18 protein-coding genes are annotated in these 18,900 nt (G+C 35.0%); 2 read left to right on the forward strand and 16 right to left on the reverse strand.

The window, feature by feature from the left end; all coding sequences use genetic code 11:
* Positions 1 to 6: 6 nt before the first annotated feature.
* The 15 genes from LI951_RS05585 to LI951_RS05655 form a co-directional block, all read right to left on the reverse strand.
* Positions 7 to 1,449: a flippase gene (locus LI951_RS05585; protein WP_229441547.1), complete on the reverse strand. Its 1,443-nt coding sequence runs from the start codon at positions 1,447 to 1,449 to the stop codon at positions 7 to 9.
* 3 nt (positions 1,450 to 1,452) lie between these two features.
* Complete coding sequence (locus tag LI951_RS05590) at positions 1,453 to 2,337, reverse strand: glycosyltransferase (protein ID WP_229441548.1); 885 nt, start codon at positions 2,335 to 2,337, stop codon at positions 1,453 to 1,455.
* Positions 2,309 to 3,463, reverse strand: a complete 1,155-nt coding sequence (locus LI951_RS05595; protein ID WP_229441549.1) for an O-antigen ligase family protein — start codon at positions 3,461 to 3,463, stop codon at positions 2,309 to 2,311. The genes LI951_RS05590 and LI951_RS05595 overlap by 29 nt, the downstream gene beginning before the upstream one ends.
* A gap of 47 nt (positions 3,464 to 3,510) precedes the next feature.
* Positions 3,511 to 4,296, reverse strand: coding sequence for a glycosyltransferase (locus LI951_RS05600; protein ID WP_229441550.1), 786 nt, complete (start codon positions 4,294 to 4,296; stop codon positions 3,511 to 3,513).
* A 13-nt stretch (positions 4,297 to 4,309) separates the two neighbouring features.
* Positions 4,310 to 5,197, reverse strand: coding sequence for an ATP-grasp fold amidoligase family protein (locus LI951_RS05605; protein ID WP_229441551.1), 888 nt, complete (start codon positions 5,195 to 5,197; stop codon positions 4,310 to 4,312).
* Between the two features lie 119 nt (positions 5,198 to 5,316).
* Positions 5,317 to 6,468, reverse strand: coding sequence for a glycosyltransferase family 2 protein (locus LI951_RS05610; RefSeq protein ID WP_229441552.1), 1,152 nt, complete (start codon positions 6,466 to 6,468; stop codon positions 5,317 to 5,319).
* A gap of 30 nt (positions 6,469 to 6,498) precedes the next feature.
* Positions 6,499 to 7,122, reverse strand: coding sequence for a sugar transferase (locus tag LI951_RS05615; RefSeq protein ID WP_229441553.1), 624 nt, complete (start codon positions 7,120 to 7,122; stop codon positions 6,499 to 6,501).
* Positions 7,115 to 8,197 carry a DegT/DnrJ/EryC1/StrS family aminotransferase gene (locus tag LI951_RS05620; RefSeq protein ID WP_324254779.1) on the reverse strand — a complete coding sequence of 361 codons (1,083 nt, stop codon included), beginning with the start codon at positions 8,195 to 8,197 and terminating at the stop codon, positions 7,115 to 7,117. Before LI951_RS05620 ends, LI951_RS05615 begins: the two co-directional genes overlap by 8 nt.
* Positions 8,198 to 8,236: 39 nt before the next feature.
* Complete coding sequence (locus LI951_RS05625; RefSeq protein WP_229441625.1) at positions 8,237 to 8,869, reverse strand: acetyltransferase; 633 nt, start codon at positions 8,867 to 8,869, stop codon at positions 8,237 to 8,239.
* Positions 8,870 to 8,880: 11 nt separating this feature from the next.
* Positions 8,881 to 10,680 carry a polysaccharide biosynthesis protein gene (locus LI951_RS05630; RefSeq protein ID WP_229441555.1) on the reverse strand — a complete coding sequence of 600 codons (1,800 nt, stop codon included), beginning with the start codon at positions 10,678 to 10,680 and terminating at the stop codon, positions 8,881 to 8,883.
* An 18-nt stretch (positions 10,681 to 10,698) separates the two neighbouring features.
* Entirely contained in the window at positions 10,699 to 11,463 is a 765-nt protein-coding gene (locus LI951_RS05635; RefSeq protein WP_229441556.1) for a tyrosine-protein phosphatase, read from the reverse strand.
* A gap of 28 nt (positions 11,464 to 11,491) precedes the next feature.
* Positions 11,492 to 12,184: a CpsD/CapB family tyrosine-protein kinase gene (locus LI951_RS05640; RefSeq protein ID WP_202066797.1), complete on the reverse strand. Its 693-nt coding sequence runs from the start codon at positions 12,182 to 12,184 to the stop codon at positions 11,492 to 11,494.
* Positions 12,185 to 12,194: 10 nt separating this feature from the next.
* Positions 12,195 to 13,001 carry a YveK family protein gene (locus LI951_RS05645; RefSeq protein WP_229441557.1) on the reverse strand — a complete coding sequence of 269 codons (807 nt, stop codon included), beginning with the start codon at positions 12,999 to 13,001 and terminating at the stop codon, positions 12,195 to 12,197.
* 91 nt (positions 13,002 to 13,092) lie between these two features.
* A complete protein-coding gene (gene dapF / locus LI951_RS05650; protein WP_229441558.1) occupies positions 13,093 to 14,064 on the reverse strand; it encodes a diaminopimelate epimerase in 972 nt (323 codons plus the stop codon).
* Positions 14,065 to 14,193: 129 nt separating this feature from the next.
* Positions 14,194 to 14,796, reverse strand: coding sequence for a superoxide dismutase (locus LI951_RS05655; protein WP_202066794.1), 603 nt, complete (start codon positions 14,794 to 14,796; stop codon positions 14,194 to 14,196).
* 498 nt (positions 14,797 to 15,294) lie between these two features.
* Between LI951_RS05655 and ispG the strand changes: the two genes are divergently transcribed.
* Positions 15,295 to 16,386 (forward strand): flavodoxin-dependent (E)-4-hydroxy-3-methylbut-2-enyl-diphosphate synthase, encoded by a 1,092-nt coding sequence (ispG, locus tag LI951_RS05660; RefSeq protein ID WP_229441559.1) that lies wholly within the window; start codon positions 15,295 to 15,297, stop codon positions 16,384 to 16,386.
* Between the two features lie 99 nt (positions 16,387 to 16,485).
* Positions 16,486 to 17,439 carry a phosphoglycerate dehydrogenase gene (locus LI951_RS05665; RefSeq protein WP_229441560.1) on the forward strand — a complete coding sequence of 318 codons (954 nt, stop codon included), beginning with the start codon at positions 16,486 to 16,488 and terminating at the stop codon, positions 17,437 to 17,439.
* A 525-nt stretch (positions 17,440 to 17,964) separates the two neighbouring features.
* Here LI951_RS05665 and LI951_RS05670 read toward each other — a convergent pair.
* Positions 17,965 to 18,900 carry a glycosyltransferase family 2 protein gene (locus tag LI951_RS05670; protein ID WP_229441561.1) on the reverse strand — a complete coding sequence of 312 codons (936 nt, stop codon included), beginning with the start codon at positions 18,898 to 18,900 and terminating at the stop codon, positions 17,965 to 17,967.

Here is an 18,900-nt window from a genome sequence, read left to right on the forward strand (position 1 = left end):
TTCTCCTTAAGATTTTTTATTCCATTTTGACGGAAGGAATGATAGAAAATAATCATTTTTAGTTATTAACAACAAAATTATGTAGCAAATAATTGACAACGAAACTGAAACTACCATTTTAATCAAAGGATGATTCACCCCAATATTTACAAAGGTACAAACTACTGCAATTAGAAATCCACTAGCTAAAGAAATGAGTAAACTTGACTTGAATTTAAACTGCAAAACTAGCTGATTAGAATACTTCCAAGCAAATATCATTGTTAAAAGTTCAGCTATTAAAGTTGAAATTGCAGCACCAAGTTCAGCTATAAATGGAATCAAAATAAAATTTAAAATTATACTTACAATTGCGCTTATTAATGTAACGAGTAAAACCTTTCTCTCAAGCTTATACGGTAATAAAACTCCATATACAAAAAATGCTGACAATAAACTGAAAGTACTCGCAACACTCAAAATAGATAGCGAATATACACTACGCTCATAGCCATTTCCTGCAATTATAAGAACAATTTCATTGCTTAAAAAAATTATCCCAACTGACATGGGAATTACAATCAAAATGACTAGATTAAATATTTTATTAGATAATTTTAAATATGCTTCTTTATTTTTATTGATAAGATAATACGACAGTCTAGGGACAGATACTAATAAAACTGAATTTGCTAACTGCTTAAAAATCGTATATATTTTTGTAGCTGTACTATATATTCCTACAAAATAATCCCCTTTTAAAATACCAATAAGTGTAATATCTGAACTTAAGTAAATCATACTTGCCAAAGAATTAAAGAAAAAAACCGTTAATTTCGGGAAATGCTTTCTCCAATTCACATGCATCGTAAATCTCAATTTCACATATTTCTTTGAATGATAGAAATTGAATATACTTGATCCACTAAATGACAAAACAGTTATTAACGCATAATTAATATAGTCTTCCGGCTTTCGCACAAAAATAAACATACAAATTAGCGAGACTATTTGCACAAATAGACTTCTTAATGTTATGTATTTAAAATCTTCTTCTAAAGAATATAGCCACTCAATAGATAGAGTTGTACCCATAATATTAATACTAAAAATCAATATAAGCGAAAAATAATCATCGAAAAATTCTCCTATTAATAATAAAGCAAATAGCAATACATATGAGAGTATGGATATGATTACATTTAAACTAAAAATCTCTGAACAAAATTTATTTAATTTCTGCTGATCATCTCTTAATCCACTACCCTCTCTAACACCATATTGTGAAATTCCAAATCCAGCTATAAGCAAAAAATAGGAAACAATAGATTTACTAAAATCAAATTTTCCTATGTTATCCACATGTAGAATTCTAGCAATATAAGGATAAGTAACCAATGGAAATAAAACGTTTAGCAAAGTTTTCAATGTATTTAAAACAGCATTTTTCTTAATTGATACATTTCTCATTTTTTAGTTTTTCCTTCTTCGAACATTTTTTAACTTAGCAATCAAGTACTTTTCTAAACTACCAATAAAGAAACATATATTATAAACAAGCATTTGAGCTTTGTTTATATCTAAATATTTTTCTAAATAAACTTGTTCTGAATGTTTTATTGTATTACGCTTTTGAAAAAAACTTCTTATATTTTTATTAATTGAAGTACCTTGAATATGTATAATAGTTTCTTCACAAAGAATTAGTTGAGAATAACCCAAATTTTTTAATTTATAAAAAAGTATATTTTCTTCATTATATAGAAAACTGTCTTCATCAAAATAACCAACTTCAGAAAACACTTCTGCTTTTATTATAAAAAAACAACCCGACAAGACATCAACTATTTTTGTTGAATGTAGATTCTTTTTTTCATAGAAGCGGCTAATTCCTAAAGACATCAATAACTTTGTTATTATTACTGAGGTATTTTGTAGCATCATGAAGTATGTTGGCAATTTCCATGCAAAATTATCTACGATATTTCCATTAATATCACATACTATTCCTGAGACAGCTGAAACTTTAGGAAATTCTTCCAACTTATAGAAAAGTTTATTTAACGTTGATTCTTTCACTATTATATCTGGATTACTAATCACAATATTTTTTACAGAGAAATGATCTGCAGCATATCGAATCCCAATATTATTTCCAGCAGCATAGCCTCTATTTTCCTTCGCACGCAAAACTACAGTATCATCGTTTGCTAAATTTTCTATTTTCTCATATGAGTTATCTGTAGAGTAATTATCTACAATAATTATTTTATCTAGATTCGAGAATGATTGAACTTCTCTTACAAGCTTGTCAGTATTGAAAAAATCATTATAGTTCAATATTATCATGATATTCATTTCTAAAAACCTCCTCAATAACAAAAATAGTTATTATCGTCCAGATCATACCTAGTGTAGTATAAAAGAATATCTCAACTAAAGAATGAATCAATAAACTTATATACGCTAAGTAAAAAGCTACTTTAATCGGATCTTGACTACTATTCAACATTTGTCTTAACATCCTTAATGGATAGATAAAAATAAAAGTTGCTATCAAACCAAATAGAATTCCATAACTACGCATACTCTCTACAATAAAATTATGAGGATTATCTATATCAGTATAACCTATTCCCCATGGATTGTTCTTAATTATTTCAAATGCATAACTGTATAGAGCATCTCTGCCAGAAGAGGAGCCTGTTTCCAAAGAATACCTTATCATTTCAATAGTTTTCATACCCAAAGTTGTTGAGTACAGAACAATTAAGAATATCCCAATCAAAAAAAGTATAACAAATATATTTTTAAATTTCATTTTATATTTATTTCCAAATGTCTCCAGAAAAATATATATAGCTAAGACAATAACTAATGAAATAATTGCTCCTTTTGACATAGAAAAAATTAGAGCAACTCCAGAAATAATAGTAAATAATGGCCAAAATTTAACCCTAGCTATAATCTCGAAAATCATAATAAAAACCACAAACATTGATATATAATTTGAATTTCCCAATAATGTTGAAGATACATACTTTACATTATAGTAACCTGTTAAATTATTTGAAAATATACCATTATCGTAAAAACTAATACATAATTGTACAGTCAAACTCAATAATAAGATTCTATTAGCTCTGATATAATCATGTAATTTAAATTGATAAAAACAACTCATAGCAGCTACTATCAAACCGTAAAGAAAAAATGACACTCCAACTAATGACGTTCTTCCATAAGTTGACCAAGTATTAGTTATTAAAGAGTAAAAAGACATAACAAAAAAAAGAAATAAATATACTAAACTTGCTTTTCCCAATTGAAAAGGTTTCTTCTTAATTAGCAATACTTTTAACAAGATTAAAATAAAAAAACACAGCAAGCCTATTTCTAAATATTTAACTTGATAGTAACTACCTCCTAACGGAATTAGCACCATAGTTCCTAAACTCATTAATAAGAATAAAACTTGTAACATACCTTTTCTCCATTCCCAGTCTTACTTGAACTTAATAAAATAAAGAGTTAATTTTTAAACTCCCTCACACCATCTAACATAACTCGGAAAGCTTTATAACTTGAAATATTTTTACAATATAACTTTCTATGTTTAATTACAAATCTAATAATAACTGCTAAATAGAATTTTGGAAATACCTGTTTAAATAGAACTCCTTTATCAAAAAAGAACTTTTCATTATATCCAGTAAACCATGACGATGTATCTTGTGAGCAGCTTCCAAGTATATAGCTACTACTATATATTTTCAATCCTTTTCTTAAGCAATCGATGATAAATATAGAGTCTTCACCACTCCCGTAACTTGTTCCTCCACCAAACAGAAGAGAAAACCAGATGTTATTTTTAAGTAAACTATTACGTCGCACAGCAATGGATGTTGCCCCAAATTTCAGGCTATTCCACTTCCTAATTCTTATATCTTTATTTACTCTCCTCTTGACTTCACTCCCCTTCTTTGTAAATATCATGCTGTATATCATCATATCTATATTTTCATTTTTAAAATCTTCAATAATTTTTTTTGCATATCCTTTTGAAAAAACTAAATCATCATCTGCAAAAATTATTATATCTGCTGAAGAAAGAAGCAAGGCTTGATTTCTATTACGACCAACACCTAATGTATCTAAACTAAGAAATTTTATAGAAGCATTTCCATATTTTTCAGTGAATAAACCATTTATCTTCTTAGATTGATTAGAAATAATAGCATTCCCTTCCACATTCATTTCATGATATTTAGATATATCTGTCTGATTCATTGTTATAATCAACGTTTCTAAGTTCAAATTAATACCACCTTCATTCTTTAACTGGCAATTCAATCCAGCTACCTAATTCTAATGCTGCCTCATCTGTAAAATAAGAAGCATTTCCTCCATAAGGAGTTAAAGTAATTTCACCAAATAAAACTTTTCCCGCTATATTAAAGAGATCAATTCTTGCAAAAGGGAAATCACTAGATAAAACAGAAGCTATTTTCAACATCTCTTCTAATTTAACAGGTTTTTCTATCTCTTCTGTTATATCTTCCTTTGTTATTTTTTTCTTTCTCCACTGTGTATCATAAAAAACTCTACTATGTTTGGTATTATCATCATCTCTTTCAAAAGTTACCATTATTAATTTAGGTCGTCCATTAAAACAGAAAAATTTATAATCATTTGGTAAAGTTCCTTCTACTGTTTCAATAAAGGATTCACAAATTATTTTTGGTGAATGTTTTGAGTATTGAGGTTCTAGATATTTTTTTCCATAATCATAATTTAACCATTTGTTCATTTGTTTAATAATCTCATTTTGATTGATAGTGCCCTTATCTCTTATTATGATATTTTGAGATGCTCCATGAGTTGTTTTTAACACAAATTTTTGAGGAAATCTTTCAAATTCAATTTCTTCTCCCTTTTCAAAAACCCCATATAAGGGATTCAGTATACCTTCTAATCCTTTTTTCTGTATATAATCTCTAACTAAAAATTTATCAGTAGATATATATACTAATTCATTTTCACTATTTAATTTTAGCCAGTGAATTTTTTCATTAAATGTAGTTGGATTATCTAAATTAAGTTTTTTACCTGTTTTAATTCTATATATAATTTGAGAAAGTAATTTCACAGACAAGAAGTTTGATGTCAAACCAAGCAATTCATGATATAAATACTTTCCTGTTCTTTTAATTCCCATAATTAGCAAGCCTCACTTCATTATAATTATTTCATAGTAAAGATACTATCTAAGATTTTTTAGCTTCAAGTATAATACAAATATGATTAATTATTAATGTATTCCTAGCTAAAAAATCATTATCTCGTACTCTCCGCTTTTTCCCAAAATGGTTTCGACTTGCCTGTAAGTTCTTTAAATGCGCCAAGAAATTGTGCTACAATAGTCAAGCAATAGTAATAAGGTAGTCGTAAAAAATTTTTTCTAGATTTTCTCAATACATATGCCGACAGATAAAATACAGTTTGAGCAACTATTAATAACAGAATCCAAGTAGATTGAGTTTGTATACAGGCCATCCAGCTAATAATATAGAATAAAATATGAAATAGATATAGATTATTTCTACATGCTCGATGAGAAAAATAGAAAAATGAAAACCAACCATATTTAAAGATATTATACTTATTAAAGTCTACAAAGTTAATAGCAATAATTTTCCTAGACATTCTTACTTTTCTTTGGAATTCATCTGAATCGTTTTCTCCGGCCTTTTCATAAGCAATAGCATCTGGATTATACACTGCCCGCTTATGCATTAGAACAAACTTTGGTGGAAAAATACTGTCATGGCTATAAATTGGATTAATCCTAATATATTCTTTTTTTCTAATAGCATATATACTCCCATTACCAGCAGTGATTGAACCAATATCTGATTCTACTTGTCGCATCTTCATATCCAAGTTCCAATATGCCGACTCGGATTGGCTGGTAGCAGACGTCTCATCGTTAGCATAAATCAATTGACCGGCAACGTAACCTACAGAAATATCAGAGAGATAAAGAACAAGTTCTTTAACAGCATTTCTCTTTAACATCGAGTTAGCATCTGTCATCACTAATACTTCTCCTTTAGCAATATTAACTGCTTCATCTTGGGCATTTGTTTTCCCTTTTCTTTCTTTTACCCGATACAATATGATTCTATCGGGAAATTCATTTATCAAACTTTCAACAATGTTTTCCGTAGTATCCGTACTATTATCTGAAGCAACAATAATTTCTAATTTTTCTTTTGGATATTCCAAACACAGCAAATTTCTAATTTTTTTTTCAACGACCTTTTCTTCGTTGTGCGCTGGAATAATAATACTGACACTTGGAAAATAGGAATTGTTAAAATTAATACTTTTATGGGGAATGATCTTATCCAGAATCAATAATAAAAGCGGATACCCAACCATTGTATAAACAATTAAACACCCTAATAAAAACAATAAAATAATCACACAATTCTCCTTGTCAACTAACTTTTTATACTACTCTTTATTTCCTTGAAACTTTTCCATAGTTTCTGTCAAATTATCACTAATACCGTCTCTAATAAAAACTTTTTGAATAGTTTTGATAATAGTAACTGCATCCATTTTCAAAGTAATATTGTCTACATACATCAAATCATATTCAAACTTATCTTCCCAGCTAATCGTATTTCTTCCATTTACCTGAGCCAAACCAGTTAAGCCTGGTCGAACATTGTGTCTTCTTTTCTGTTCCTCATTATAAAGTTTAAGATACGCTACTAACAAAGGACGCGGACCTACAATAGACATATCTCCTTTGAGGATATTCCATAGCTCAGGCAATTCATCCAGACTTGTCGAACGAAGAAGTTTGCCAAATTTAGTTAATCGTATATCATCTGGAAGCAGCTGTCCATCCTCATCTTTTTCATCTGCCATGGTTCTAAACTTATACATGGAAAAAATAGTTTCATTTAATCCCGGTCTTTCTTGTTTAAAAATAATCGGACTACCTAATTTTACTCTTACCAGTATAGCGACAATCAGAAAAATCGGACTTAATAAAATCAATGCAATTAAAGATAAAATAAAATCCACCGGGCGCTTCAACCACTTTTCATAGAATCCGTTTTTATTCACATTCCAATACCTGCCTAATCACATTTGTTACACGGTAAAGTTCTTCCATAGTCATCTTCGTGTCCGAAGGTAAGCATAACCCGTTTTCGAATAATTTTTGTCCTATATCTCCGCCAATGTAATCATATTTTTCATAATATGGCTGTAAATGCATAGGCTTCCAGATTGGTCGAGCCTCAATATTCGCTTCATCTAAAGCATTCATAATAACTTCTGGTGAAATTCCCTTCAACATAATACAACTCAACCAAAAATTAGGTTCATTCCAGTCATTTTCGGGCATGAATGAGACTTGCTCAAATGACTTAAGCTGCTGTTTATAAAAATTATAGATTTCATTCTTTTTCTTTACTCGCTCATCAAGTACTTTTAACTGCCCTCTACCTATCCCTGCTACAATATTACTCATGCGGTAATTAAAACCTAGCTCACTATGCTGATAGTGTTTTGCCTGATCTCTGGATTGTGTTGCCCAAAATCGAACCTTCTCAACCTTTTCTTTAGATTTAGAAACAAGCATTCCACCACCTGATGTTGTGATAATCTTATTCCCATTGAAGGAATACACACCATATTTCCCAAATGTTCCTGTCATTTGTCCTTTGTATGTTGTCCCTAAAGACTCGGCTGCATCTTCAATCAGCGTAACGCCATACTCATCACAGATCGCTTTTATCTTATCAATATCCGCAGATAAACCATATAGGTGAACAACAATTACAGCTTTTGTTTGAGGATATTTCTCCAATGCTTTTCTTAAATAGACTGGACTCATATTCCAGGTCTTTTCATCACTATCAATAAATACTGGAATTGCACCTTGATAGATAATTGGATTTGCTGTGGCGGAAAAAGTCAATGACTGGCATATCACAATATCATCTTTTTCTACTCCAGCTGCCTTCAAAGCTAAATGAATGGCAGCAGTCCCTGATGACAATGCCGCTGCATGATCTATACCGACCATTTCAGCTAATTCTGTTTCAAATTTATCAACATTTTCTCCAAGCGGTGCGATCCAGTTTGTATCAAAAGCTTTCTGTACAAATTTTTTTTCAAATCCTTCATCACTCATATGAGGAGAAGACAATAATATTCTATCTGACAAATTTCATCACCTCCCACTAATTACTCTGCCGGGAACCCCGACAACTTTTTCACTATCTTTTACATCTTTTAATACAACGGAGCCTGCCCCAATGATTGTTGCTTCTCCAATATGAATGTTCTGTATAATCTGACTACCTACACCAATTTCAGATTTACTTTTTATATGAACGTTCCCTGATACATTTACGGATGGATATAGTGCATTAAAATCTTTCATTTTAACATCGTGGCCAATCGTACAGCCTATATTAATCATATTAAAACCTCCAATAGCAATATCTGCTGTAAATGTTGTGTACGGCATAACGATATTTCCTTCACCAAACTCTACATTTATTCCAATAAGAGCTGTTGGATCAATCAAATTTGGAAACTCATAGCTTCCACAATACTTCTCAATGATTTTTTTATACACCTCAAATTTGAAATTAGGATTCGCTATTCCAAATGCAATACATGTTTCAGCAGGCATATTTTGAATATCTTTAATTTTTCCAAGTACGGATATTCCGCAAACTGTTTCACCGACTTTATTATCATCTAAAAAACCGAGCAATTCATATTCAGGGAGTCTTTCGGTTAAAAAAGCGACCTCTTTACCGTGTCCGCCAGCTCCGATAATGACCAATTGTTTCATTTTCAAATTCCTCACCTACTCGATTCATTTGCAAACTCTACTAATTTCCTGCTTATTTCTACTTTGTCTTCCGGCAACTGGCCAACAAAAGACATCACAGTATCAATTGAAAAACCGTTTACACTGCCAATAAATATTTTATCATAGACCTGTTCAGCATTCTTTTCTTTGCTTACCAGCAGTTCTTCATACAGCTTTTCTCCCGGACGAATACCTGTCTCAACAATTTTAATTTCATCTTGTTGATAGCCTGACAATTGAATCATTTTTTTTGCCAGATCATAGATTTTAACCGGCTCACCCATATCTAAAATAAAGAGTTCCCCGCCTCTTGCTAACGCTCCGGCTTGAATTACCAGACGGCTGGCTTCAGGAATGGTCATAAAGTAACGAGTCATTCGGAAATCTGTAACAGTTACCGGTCCACCTTGCTGAATCTGCTCTTCAAACACAGGGATAACACTTCCTCTGCTTCCAAGAACATTGCCAAATCGTACAGCACAAAATTTCGTATTACCTTCTTCGTTCATTCCTGTCACAATCATTTCAGCGATTCGTTTCGTCGCACCCATTACGTTTGGCGGATTAACAGCCTTATCCGTAGAAATCATAACGAATGTTTTAACCTGCTGCTCTTTAGCTGCTTCAGCTATGTTCTTCGTACCAAATACATTATTCTTCAATGCTTCCACAGGATTTTCTTCCATCAGAGGAACATGCTTATGCGCAGCTGCATGATACACAATATCCGGACGATACTGCTGCATTACATCCACAAGTCTTTGCTTGTCCTGGATATCTGCAATAATCGGAATAATTTCTATTGGCTGCTTTTCATACTTGCAAAATAATTCTCTGTGAATCAGATAAATTGAATTTTCACCATGTCCCAGCAGCAGTAATTGCTTAGGTTTAAATTTCATTATCTGTCGACAAATTTCCGAACCGATGGACCCGCCTGCTCCAGTAACCAAAATCACTTTATCTGTTATCTGCCCTTCCAGCTGATCTACATCCAGTTGAACTTCTTCCCTTCCAAGCAGATCAACAACATTGATCTTTTTCAAACCGGAAATAGTGATATTTCCCGAAGCAAGCTCTTCCAGCGCTGGCATGGCATTCACCGGCAATCCCAAAGGAGTAACAATATCCAAAATCCGCTGCAGCTCTTCTCTCTTCAAGGAAGGAATCGCCACTGTCAGCATTTCTATCCCATATTCTTTTACTAGTGTAGGAATAGATTCTGTATTTCCCAACACTCTGATTCCGCCTAAATACATACGGTATTTATCTGATGCATCATCAATGAAACCCACCACTTTAATATCTTTACTAGTTGATGAATTGCTCAAACTTGTCAGTAAAATTCGGCCGCCTTCTCCTGCACCGATAATCAAAGTCTTCCTTGCCTTCGAATCGGAGATATGCTTTCCATTCCTCTTCCATTCAACAATTAGACGCCATACCAACCGACTGGAAATAATCAAAAAGGTTGTAATCAGATACGCTAGGAATAATGTTCTTCGACTTTTTGAAAAGAGAATGATTACTTCAGCCAACCAGGCAATAGTCGTTGCAGAAAAAATCGCAATCATCTCTTTTAAATTAGTAAACCGATTTATCCGTGTGAATATATTAAAAATAAATCCTAGCGCTATGTAAAAAGCTAACTGTAGTACTGCGCTTAAAATCAAGATGTTGACAGTAATCTCAATATAGGGCGCCATATAAAAATAAGAAAAAATATTTGCCCCAACAATGATCAGAGAATCTATCAACAACAACAAAACTAATTTTTGTTTTCTACTCATCCCTTTTAGCCACTCTTTCTAAAACAATCGGAATTTCTTCCGCCTGATTTCTTTAAACGATAGAATATCTACTTCATCACCATTGAGCACATCTCGTGCACAGAATTCCATCGCAGTTACTTTTCTTTTCCCAAAATCATTTGCTATCTCTTCAAATGCCCGTTTCATAAAAAAGTTCCTTCTTCGCACATTATGTGCATCTGAGGCCATCATATGAACTAAATTATTCTCCACCATTTGTTTTGCCGTATTCTCAACTTCTCTTCCAAAGATACCGATATAACTGGGGGCAGTCATTTGTGTCAATGCACCCAGTTCAATAAATGGGATCAAACGGTTCGGGTCTTCAATAAACCTCTGATTCCGCTCTGGATGGACAATAATCGGACGATGTCCCATGGCAATCAAATCAAGGAAAAGACGTTCGGCATACACCGGAATTTCATTTGCAGGAAATTCTATTAACAAATATTTGTTATTTAAATCAACAAATAAAATTTTTCCTGCTTTGATCTGTTCTGGCAGATCGCCGCTGATACGGACTTCCTGACCTTCATACAGCGTAATGGGAATCTGTCTCATATCCAGCAGATTTTGCAACTGATGTACCCGTAAAATAACATTTTCTGCAGGATTGTCATACTTTCCATTATTGTGATGGGGAGTACATAGAAGATGCTCTATTCCCTGTGCTGCGGCTGACTCAGCCATTGCGACAGCATCTTCCACTGTTTGAGCTCCATCGTCGATTCCCGGTAAGATATGACAATGTAAATCAATCATCTGAACCCCTCCTGTTAATTAAAACATGTTAGCCGTAATAATAGCCCTGATCTGACGATTTTCTTGAACCATTATAAACAACGCCCAAAAGGTTGGCATCCACATAGTTCAGTAAATTCTTCGCCTTTTTCAACAAGTCTCTGTTAGTTACATTCTCTCTTGCAACAAGCACTGTGCCATCTACTTTTGAAGCCAAAACCTGCGCATCCGTAACTGTAACAATCGGAGGCATGTCAAATATGACTAAATCATAATTTCTTTCCAAAAGCTCCAGCAGTTTGCCCATTCTGACAGAGCCTAAAAGCTCTGAGGGATTTGGCGGCTTTGGACCGCTTGGCAGAACAGACAGATTAGGTACGCCGGAATTTTGGATAATTTGATCCAGGTTCACCTGTGGTCTCCCAAGAATATTGCTCAGCCCATCTGAATTTGAAAGGTTAAATGTTTTCGCTACTGTTGGTTTTCTCATATCTGCATCTGCCAGCAATACCCGCTTCCCCGAGCTCGCAAAAACCACAGCCAAATTCGCTGCTGTCGTGGATTTCCCCTCCCCGGGACCTGACGAAGTAATAACGAGGGTACGCATCTCTTGATCCATCATGGAATACTGAATATTTGTACGGATCGTCCGATATTGTTCTGATACAGGTGAAGCCTTATCTGCCAAAGTAATCAAACTTACACCTTGTTCACTGACTGAATTTTTATAGTTTCTTGTCATGTCTTCTCTCCTATACTCTTTTCCGTTTTCTGCGCAAAGGCTGATTATCAGATGGTTGGACATTTTCACTGAACTCCCTGTATTCTGCATTCTGATAGTCGGAATTAACAGCGGCTCTTGCAATTCTTACATTCAATTCTTTCGACGTCATATTTTGTACGGCACCTAAAAGAGGCAGCCCCAGGTCTTCTGTGATAAACGCTTCATCCTTCAATGTTCTATCAAAGAATTCCATAATAAATGCGAACAATATCCCCAGCATCAAACCGCCAACTAAACCGATGACCAAGTTCAACTTATTATTCGGAGAAACAGGAGTTGTATTTGCCGATGCATTTGAAATCACCGATATCTTGTCAACACTTAGTGTATTGTGCGCAGTTTCCTGAAAAACAGCAGTGATCTGATTTGCAATACGTTCGGATAAAATAGGATTATCTGTGGTCGAACTGATGGAAAACATCTGAGAGTTCTGAGATTGTTTTACCGACAGACTATTTTTCAATTCTGAAATCGAAACATCCTGATTGTATTCCTCTTTGATTTTTTGCTGAACTACATTTATGACTGTATCACTGGTAATCAGATCTTTATATGTATTAATCATCTGCAGGTTGGCATTAATATCATTGACATTGGTCGCTTCACTTTGTGGAAGCCGTACAATCAGCTGTGCTTGTGAACTGTATTTTGGCGTAATCACTAAAAAGGTTAATACACCTGCGGCACTGATACCAACAACCATGCAAAAAATAATTAATAACAGTCGTTTTTGTAAAATTCTAAAGATATCTTGTAAACTTATTATCTCTTCCATTATTTCCTCCTGATGATACATTAAAATAGTATATTTATAAATAAATGAACAACAAACTATTCGCCGAAATACCTTGTTGTTCCAATAAAAATTAGTTTTGCGCTAAAAACTCTTTGTAAGCTTCCTGCTCCCTGGTTTCTTCAATCATAAGCTTCTCGAAATCCCCATACATGAAATCAGCAATGGAACCTTTAATATAATGCGTAATCGTTGCATTACCTATTAATTCCATCCAGTATCCGCCGTCACTGTTTTCATGAACAACCGTCTTAACCAGCCCGCCTGCATTTCTCACCGTAATTCTCTGGTAAAATATTTTCGTATAAAGCAGTGTATACATCAAACTGCTGGCGCACATCGCTGTTCCGCAGGCACTTGTCAGTCCGACACCTCGTTCAAATGTACGCACAAACAATTCATTTTCTCTCAAAATTTCAACGAAGCTGACATTGATGCCATCGGGAAATATCGGATTTGTTCCATTTACATATGCAGCTATTCTTTCCAGCTCTCCGTTTTCCAATTCCTCATGATCTACAAATGCGATCATGTGGGGATTTGGAACTGATACCACAGAAAATTTGATTGTTTTTGACAGCTCCGGAATAATTTCATCAATTACTGTCTGCTGAGAATAATTCATGGGAACAGCTTCTTTCTCAAAGCTGACTGGAGAGATCTCCACTTGATAAGCAGGAACATCTTTTGAAAAGTCATCTGTTCTTCCGACTTTTAATTCTGCAAACATCGTCTCAACTGTAAAATATTCCTGATTGTACTTTTCAGTCAAATATCTTGCTACCGTTCTCAGACCGTTCCCGCACATACTCGCTTCACTGCCATCACTGTTAATGACCCGCATTTTCGCCAGACTTGTACCTTTGTTTACTTTCCCAACAAACAGAATGCCATCTGCGCCGCCCAATAGTCCGTTATTCCGATCACATAGTGATTTCCTCAACTGATCAACTTCTGTATGAACAAATGGCTCCGGCAAATCTATTTCATCCAAGATAAAAAAATCATTTTCAGAACCATGAACTTTCTGTAAAGTAACATCCATTTAAAGAAGCCTCCCTCTTAAAATTACACTCTAATTACTAGTATGCCATAAAAAAAAAGAGGAGAACAGTAATTTCTTTACTGATTCTCTCTTTTTTATGATCATTACACTTTTGTCTTAAATTTGTAATTATTTTGTAAAATATTTGTTTATTTTGTCCCAATTTATAACATTCCAGAATGCCGCAATATAATCCGGGCGTACATTTTTATATTTCAAGTAATATGCATGTTCCCAAACGTCCAATCCTAAAACAGGAGTTTTGCCTTTCATTAAAGGAGAATCTTGATTTGGTGTAGACATAATTTCAAGCTTGCCGTTATTAACAACCAGCCAAGCCCAACCAGAACCAAAACGTCCTGTAGCAGCTGCCTTGAATTCTTCTTTAAACGTATCAAAGCTTCCAAAAGCCTCATCAATTGCATCTTTAATCGCACCAGTCGGCTCACCGCCGCCATTTGGACTCATAATTTCCCAGAAGAATGAATGGTTCGCATGTCCGCCGCCGTTGTTTCTAACAGCTGTACGGATATCTTCAGGAATACTGTCAATTGCAGCGATTAATTCTTCTACAGATTTTTCACCAAGTTCAGGATATTTTTCAATCGCAGCATTTAAGTTTGTTACGTAAGTATTATGATGTTTATCATGATGCAAATGCATTGTTTCTGAATCGATATTTGGTTCCAATGCATCATAAGCATAAGGTAAATCAGGTAAAGTGTAAGTCATGGCAAATCTCCTCCAAAATCAATGTTTTAAATTCTCTACATCACTAAGCATATCAAATTTGACAGCAACCTTCAAAGTAATTGCCTGCAAGTTACAAGGAAATTTCATTATATTGTATTTAACGATCGTTTTTTGCTCAACGCTTAATTGAATAAGGCAGTTCGGTTAAAGATAATCTAGCCAAATTTTAATTGACGGTGTTTAAAGCTGCTTATATACATCTTGTTTATTTCGTTCAAAAAGTTGAGTTATCAATCTTTTCCTATTCTTAGCAATTTTTTAAACATTTTTATAGCACTTCTTTCTGCAGAATATGATAGTATAGTTTATTAGAAAATAAACTACTATTTCATGCATTTATTACTGAAGGATTGAACAGACAAAAATTTCGACATAAAGACAGCCTCTGTTTTTCATTTCTGAATAAACATTTAACAGAAAAAAACTCTGGCTGCAGAAAATTAATTCAGCTTTTGGAACAGCAAAGGAGAAAACAAAATGAGCAAGATTACCCATCGAAAAGATACACGTCCGGTAAAAGTAGGGGATTTAACGATTGGCGGAAGTAATGAATTATTCATTCAGAGTATGTGTACAACGAAAACACACGATATTGAAGGAACCGTTGCCCAAATTTTGGAACTGGAAGAGGCCGGCTGTCAGATCGTTCGTGTAGCAGTTCCAGATGAAGCTGCAGCCAACTCATTACAAGCTATTAAGGAACAGATTCATATTCCTTTAGTCGCTGACATTCATTTTGATTATCGTTTAGCCTTAAAAGCCATTGAACAAGGCGTTGATAAAATTCGAATCAACCCTGGAAATATCGGTCGAAAAGATCGAGTGGAAAAAGTTGTAACTGCCTGCAAAGCCAAAGGAATCCCTATTCGAATTGGTGTTAACGCTGGTTCACTGGAGAAGAAGTTTCTTCAGCAATATGGTTACCCAACTGCTGAAGCAATGGTTGCCAGTGCAAAAGAACATATTCAAATTCTGGAAGATCTGGACTTTTACGATATTATTGTTTCATTGAAAGCCAGCGACGTAAATCTTGCCATTGAAGCGTACAGCCTTGCTGCTGAAAGCTTTGACTATCCTTTACATTTGGGCATTACTGAAGCCGGCACCCAATTTTCAGGCGGAATCAAATCAGCTGCCGGTCTCGGCGCACTGCTTTCTCGTGGTATTGGAAATACCTGTCGTGTGTCTCTTTCAGCAAATCCTGTTGAAGAGATCAAAGTTGCCCGCGAAGTATTGAAGGCATTTGGTCTGGCCAGTAATGCAGCCACATTGATTTCCTGCCCTACCTGCGGACGAATTGAAATCGATCTGATTCCTATCGCAAATGAAATTGAAGCGTATATAGAAAAAATTAAAGCGCCGATTAAAGTTGCTGTTTTGGGATGTGCCGTGAATGGTCCCGGAGAAGCCCGCGAAGCGGACATTGGGATTGCCGGCGGACAGGGAAAAGGTATGCTCTTTAAAAAAGGAAAAATTATTCGAACCGTTCCAGAAGAAATCATGGTTGAAGAATTGAAAAAAGAAGTAGATCTGCTTGCTGCAGCATATGCACGCGGAGAAGAAATCTAAAAAAACGAATGAGGTTTATGTCTATGCTGGATGTAAATCTCATTTCTTTTTGTTCTCCTCAAACTTTGATACAATTGTAGCTTAGAGGAGCTGATTCATATGACAAAACCTGTTATCTATTTACAGGAAAAATTAAAACTGGAACAGATTGAGCAAATCAAAGCAGTCAGTAACGATTATTTAGTCATTGATTCTACTGACGAAGACACATCATTCAATAAAGAAGACATTGTCATCATGCTTGGCTGGAATCATTCATTTGGACCAGAGCTGTTAAAAAATCCAAACAGCAGACTAAAATGGGTACAGTCTATTTCCGCTGGCGTTGATTCTTTAGATCTCCAGACATTTTCGGAAAATGAGATTCTTCTGTCGAACGCCAGCGGGATTCATAAAATCTCGATTGCTGAGCATGTACTTGGCGTTCTGTTAGCTGAATTCAGAGGTCTGCGAAGAGCCATCAAGGCTAACTCTTGGACAAATCGGGAGGGTGAATTCAAACAGTTATCTGAACAAAATATGCTGATTGTCGGAACCGGACAGATTGGGCAGCAGCTGGCATCCTTCGCTCAAGCTATGAAAATAAGGACATACGGTATTAATTCGACCGGACATCCTGCTTCTGGCTTTTCGGAATGCTACTCGCAAAAAAATCTAAGTAAAATTGTCAAAGATATGGATATTGTTGTAAACATCCTCCCTCTCACAAACAAAACATATCATTTATATGACGAAGAAATGTTTCAGGCAATGAAAAAGGGTACCATTTTTGTGAATGTCGGTCGAGGACCATCTGTTAAAACAGAAGCACTCGTTGATGCTCTTCAGAGCAACCAGATCAGTTTTGCAGCATTAGACGTTTTCGAGAAGGAACCGCTGCCCGATAACCACCCATTCTGGACAATGGATAACGTTCTGATTACCTCTCATACATCAGGAATCACACCGAAGTTTAAACAGAAGCTGACGGACATATTTCTAACGAATCTTACGAGTTTCGTTGAAACAGGCAAGTTGAAAAAGAATCAGATCAACCTTGAAAAAGGCTATTAAATACAAAAAAATTAAACTTTTTTGAACTTAAAACGAGTCTGGTCAGAAATAGTTCCCAGACTTAGAACTTTTGAAAAATTTAAGTACATGGCAGAACAGAGGTAAAAAGCTTTTTTGTTGACTGCGGTTACTCGGCATATTTAAGAGCTTCCCAGTGAGACGGGTAAATGCAGGAGCAAAGTTCTTCGTGCGACGAGTAACCGCAGGAGCAGAGTTCTTCGTGCGACGAGTAACCGCAGGAGCAAGCTTTTCGTGCGACGAGTAACCGCAGGAGCAAGCTTTTCGTGCGACGAGTAACCGCAGGAGCAAGCTTTTCGTGCGACGAGTAACCGCAGGAGCAGAAGTCTTCTGCCCCAAGAACCAAGTAGGTATCAATTCACAGCTATTCATTTTATGAATAGTGTTCCTTGACAATTTTCGGATATTCCGACTTGTTGTCATAAATCACTACAATTGACTTGTCAGAGTAGATGATGCATGTTACCTGCTGAGTGCTTGGAGCTGAACACTTCTGTCCTTACCTCTTTATTTATCATTATCCTTTTCTGTCTCTTTAACAATAAAGACCGGTCGTTTTTTTGTTTCCATAAATATTTTTCCGATATATTTACCGATGATACCTAAGCATAAAAGCTGCAGTCCTCCAACAAAAAGAAAGATACAAACCATGGAAGGCCAGCCACTTGTCGGATCGCCATACATCAATGTTCGAAATAAAATAACCATCATCGTAATGACTGAACCAATACAGGAAAATGCCCCAATGTAAGAGGCGATATTTAAAGGCACCTCAGAAAAATTGATAATTCCATCAATCGAATAACTTAACAGGCTCCAAAATGACCATGTTGTTTCTCCAGCCACCCGTTCTCTATTTTCGTAAGATAAATACTTTGTATTATAGCCAACCCAACTGAAAATCCCTTTTGAAAAGCGATTGTACTCCGTTAATTCCAAAATACTGTCAACCATCTGTCTCGTCATCAGACGAAAATCTCTGGCACCGTCTACCATCTCCGTCTCACCGATTCTATTAATCAGCTTATAAAATAGTCGGGCAAAAAAGCTTCGAATTGCCGGCTCTCCATCTCTTGTTGTTCTTCTGGTTCCAACACAGTCAATATCTTCCGTTTCAATCATCTGAACCATCTGCGGCAGCAAATCCGGAGGATCCTGAAGGTCTGCATCCATCACTGTAATTAAGTCTCCTTTTGCAGCCTGCAATCCTGCAAACAACCCCGCCTCTTTCCCAAAATTTCTCGAAAAAGACAAATATCTCACTCGGTCAGGATATTGCTTATGCAACGCTCTCAGACAAGCAAGCGTACGATCTTTGGACCCATCATTGACAAATATATATTCAATCTCATGCGTGAGCTGTTCTCTAATATTTTCTACCTCTTTAAAAAAAGAAGGAATTGCTTCCTCCTCATTGTAACAGGGAACAACAATTGATATCAT

It is taken from the genome of Enterococcus sp. BWT-B8, assembly GCF_020567625.1.
Taxonomy (GTDB): domain Bacteria; phylum Bacillota; class Bacilli; order Lactobacillales; family Enterococcaceae; genus Enterococcus_L.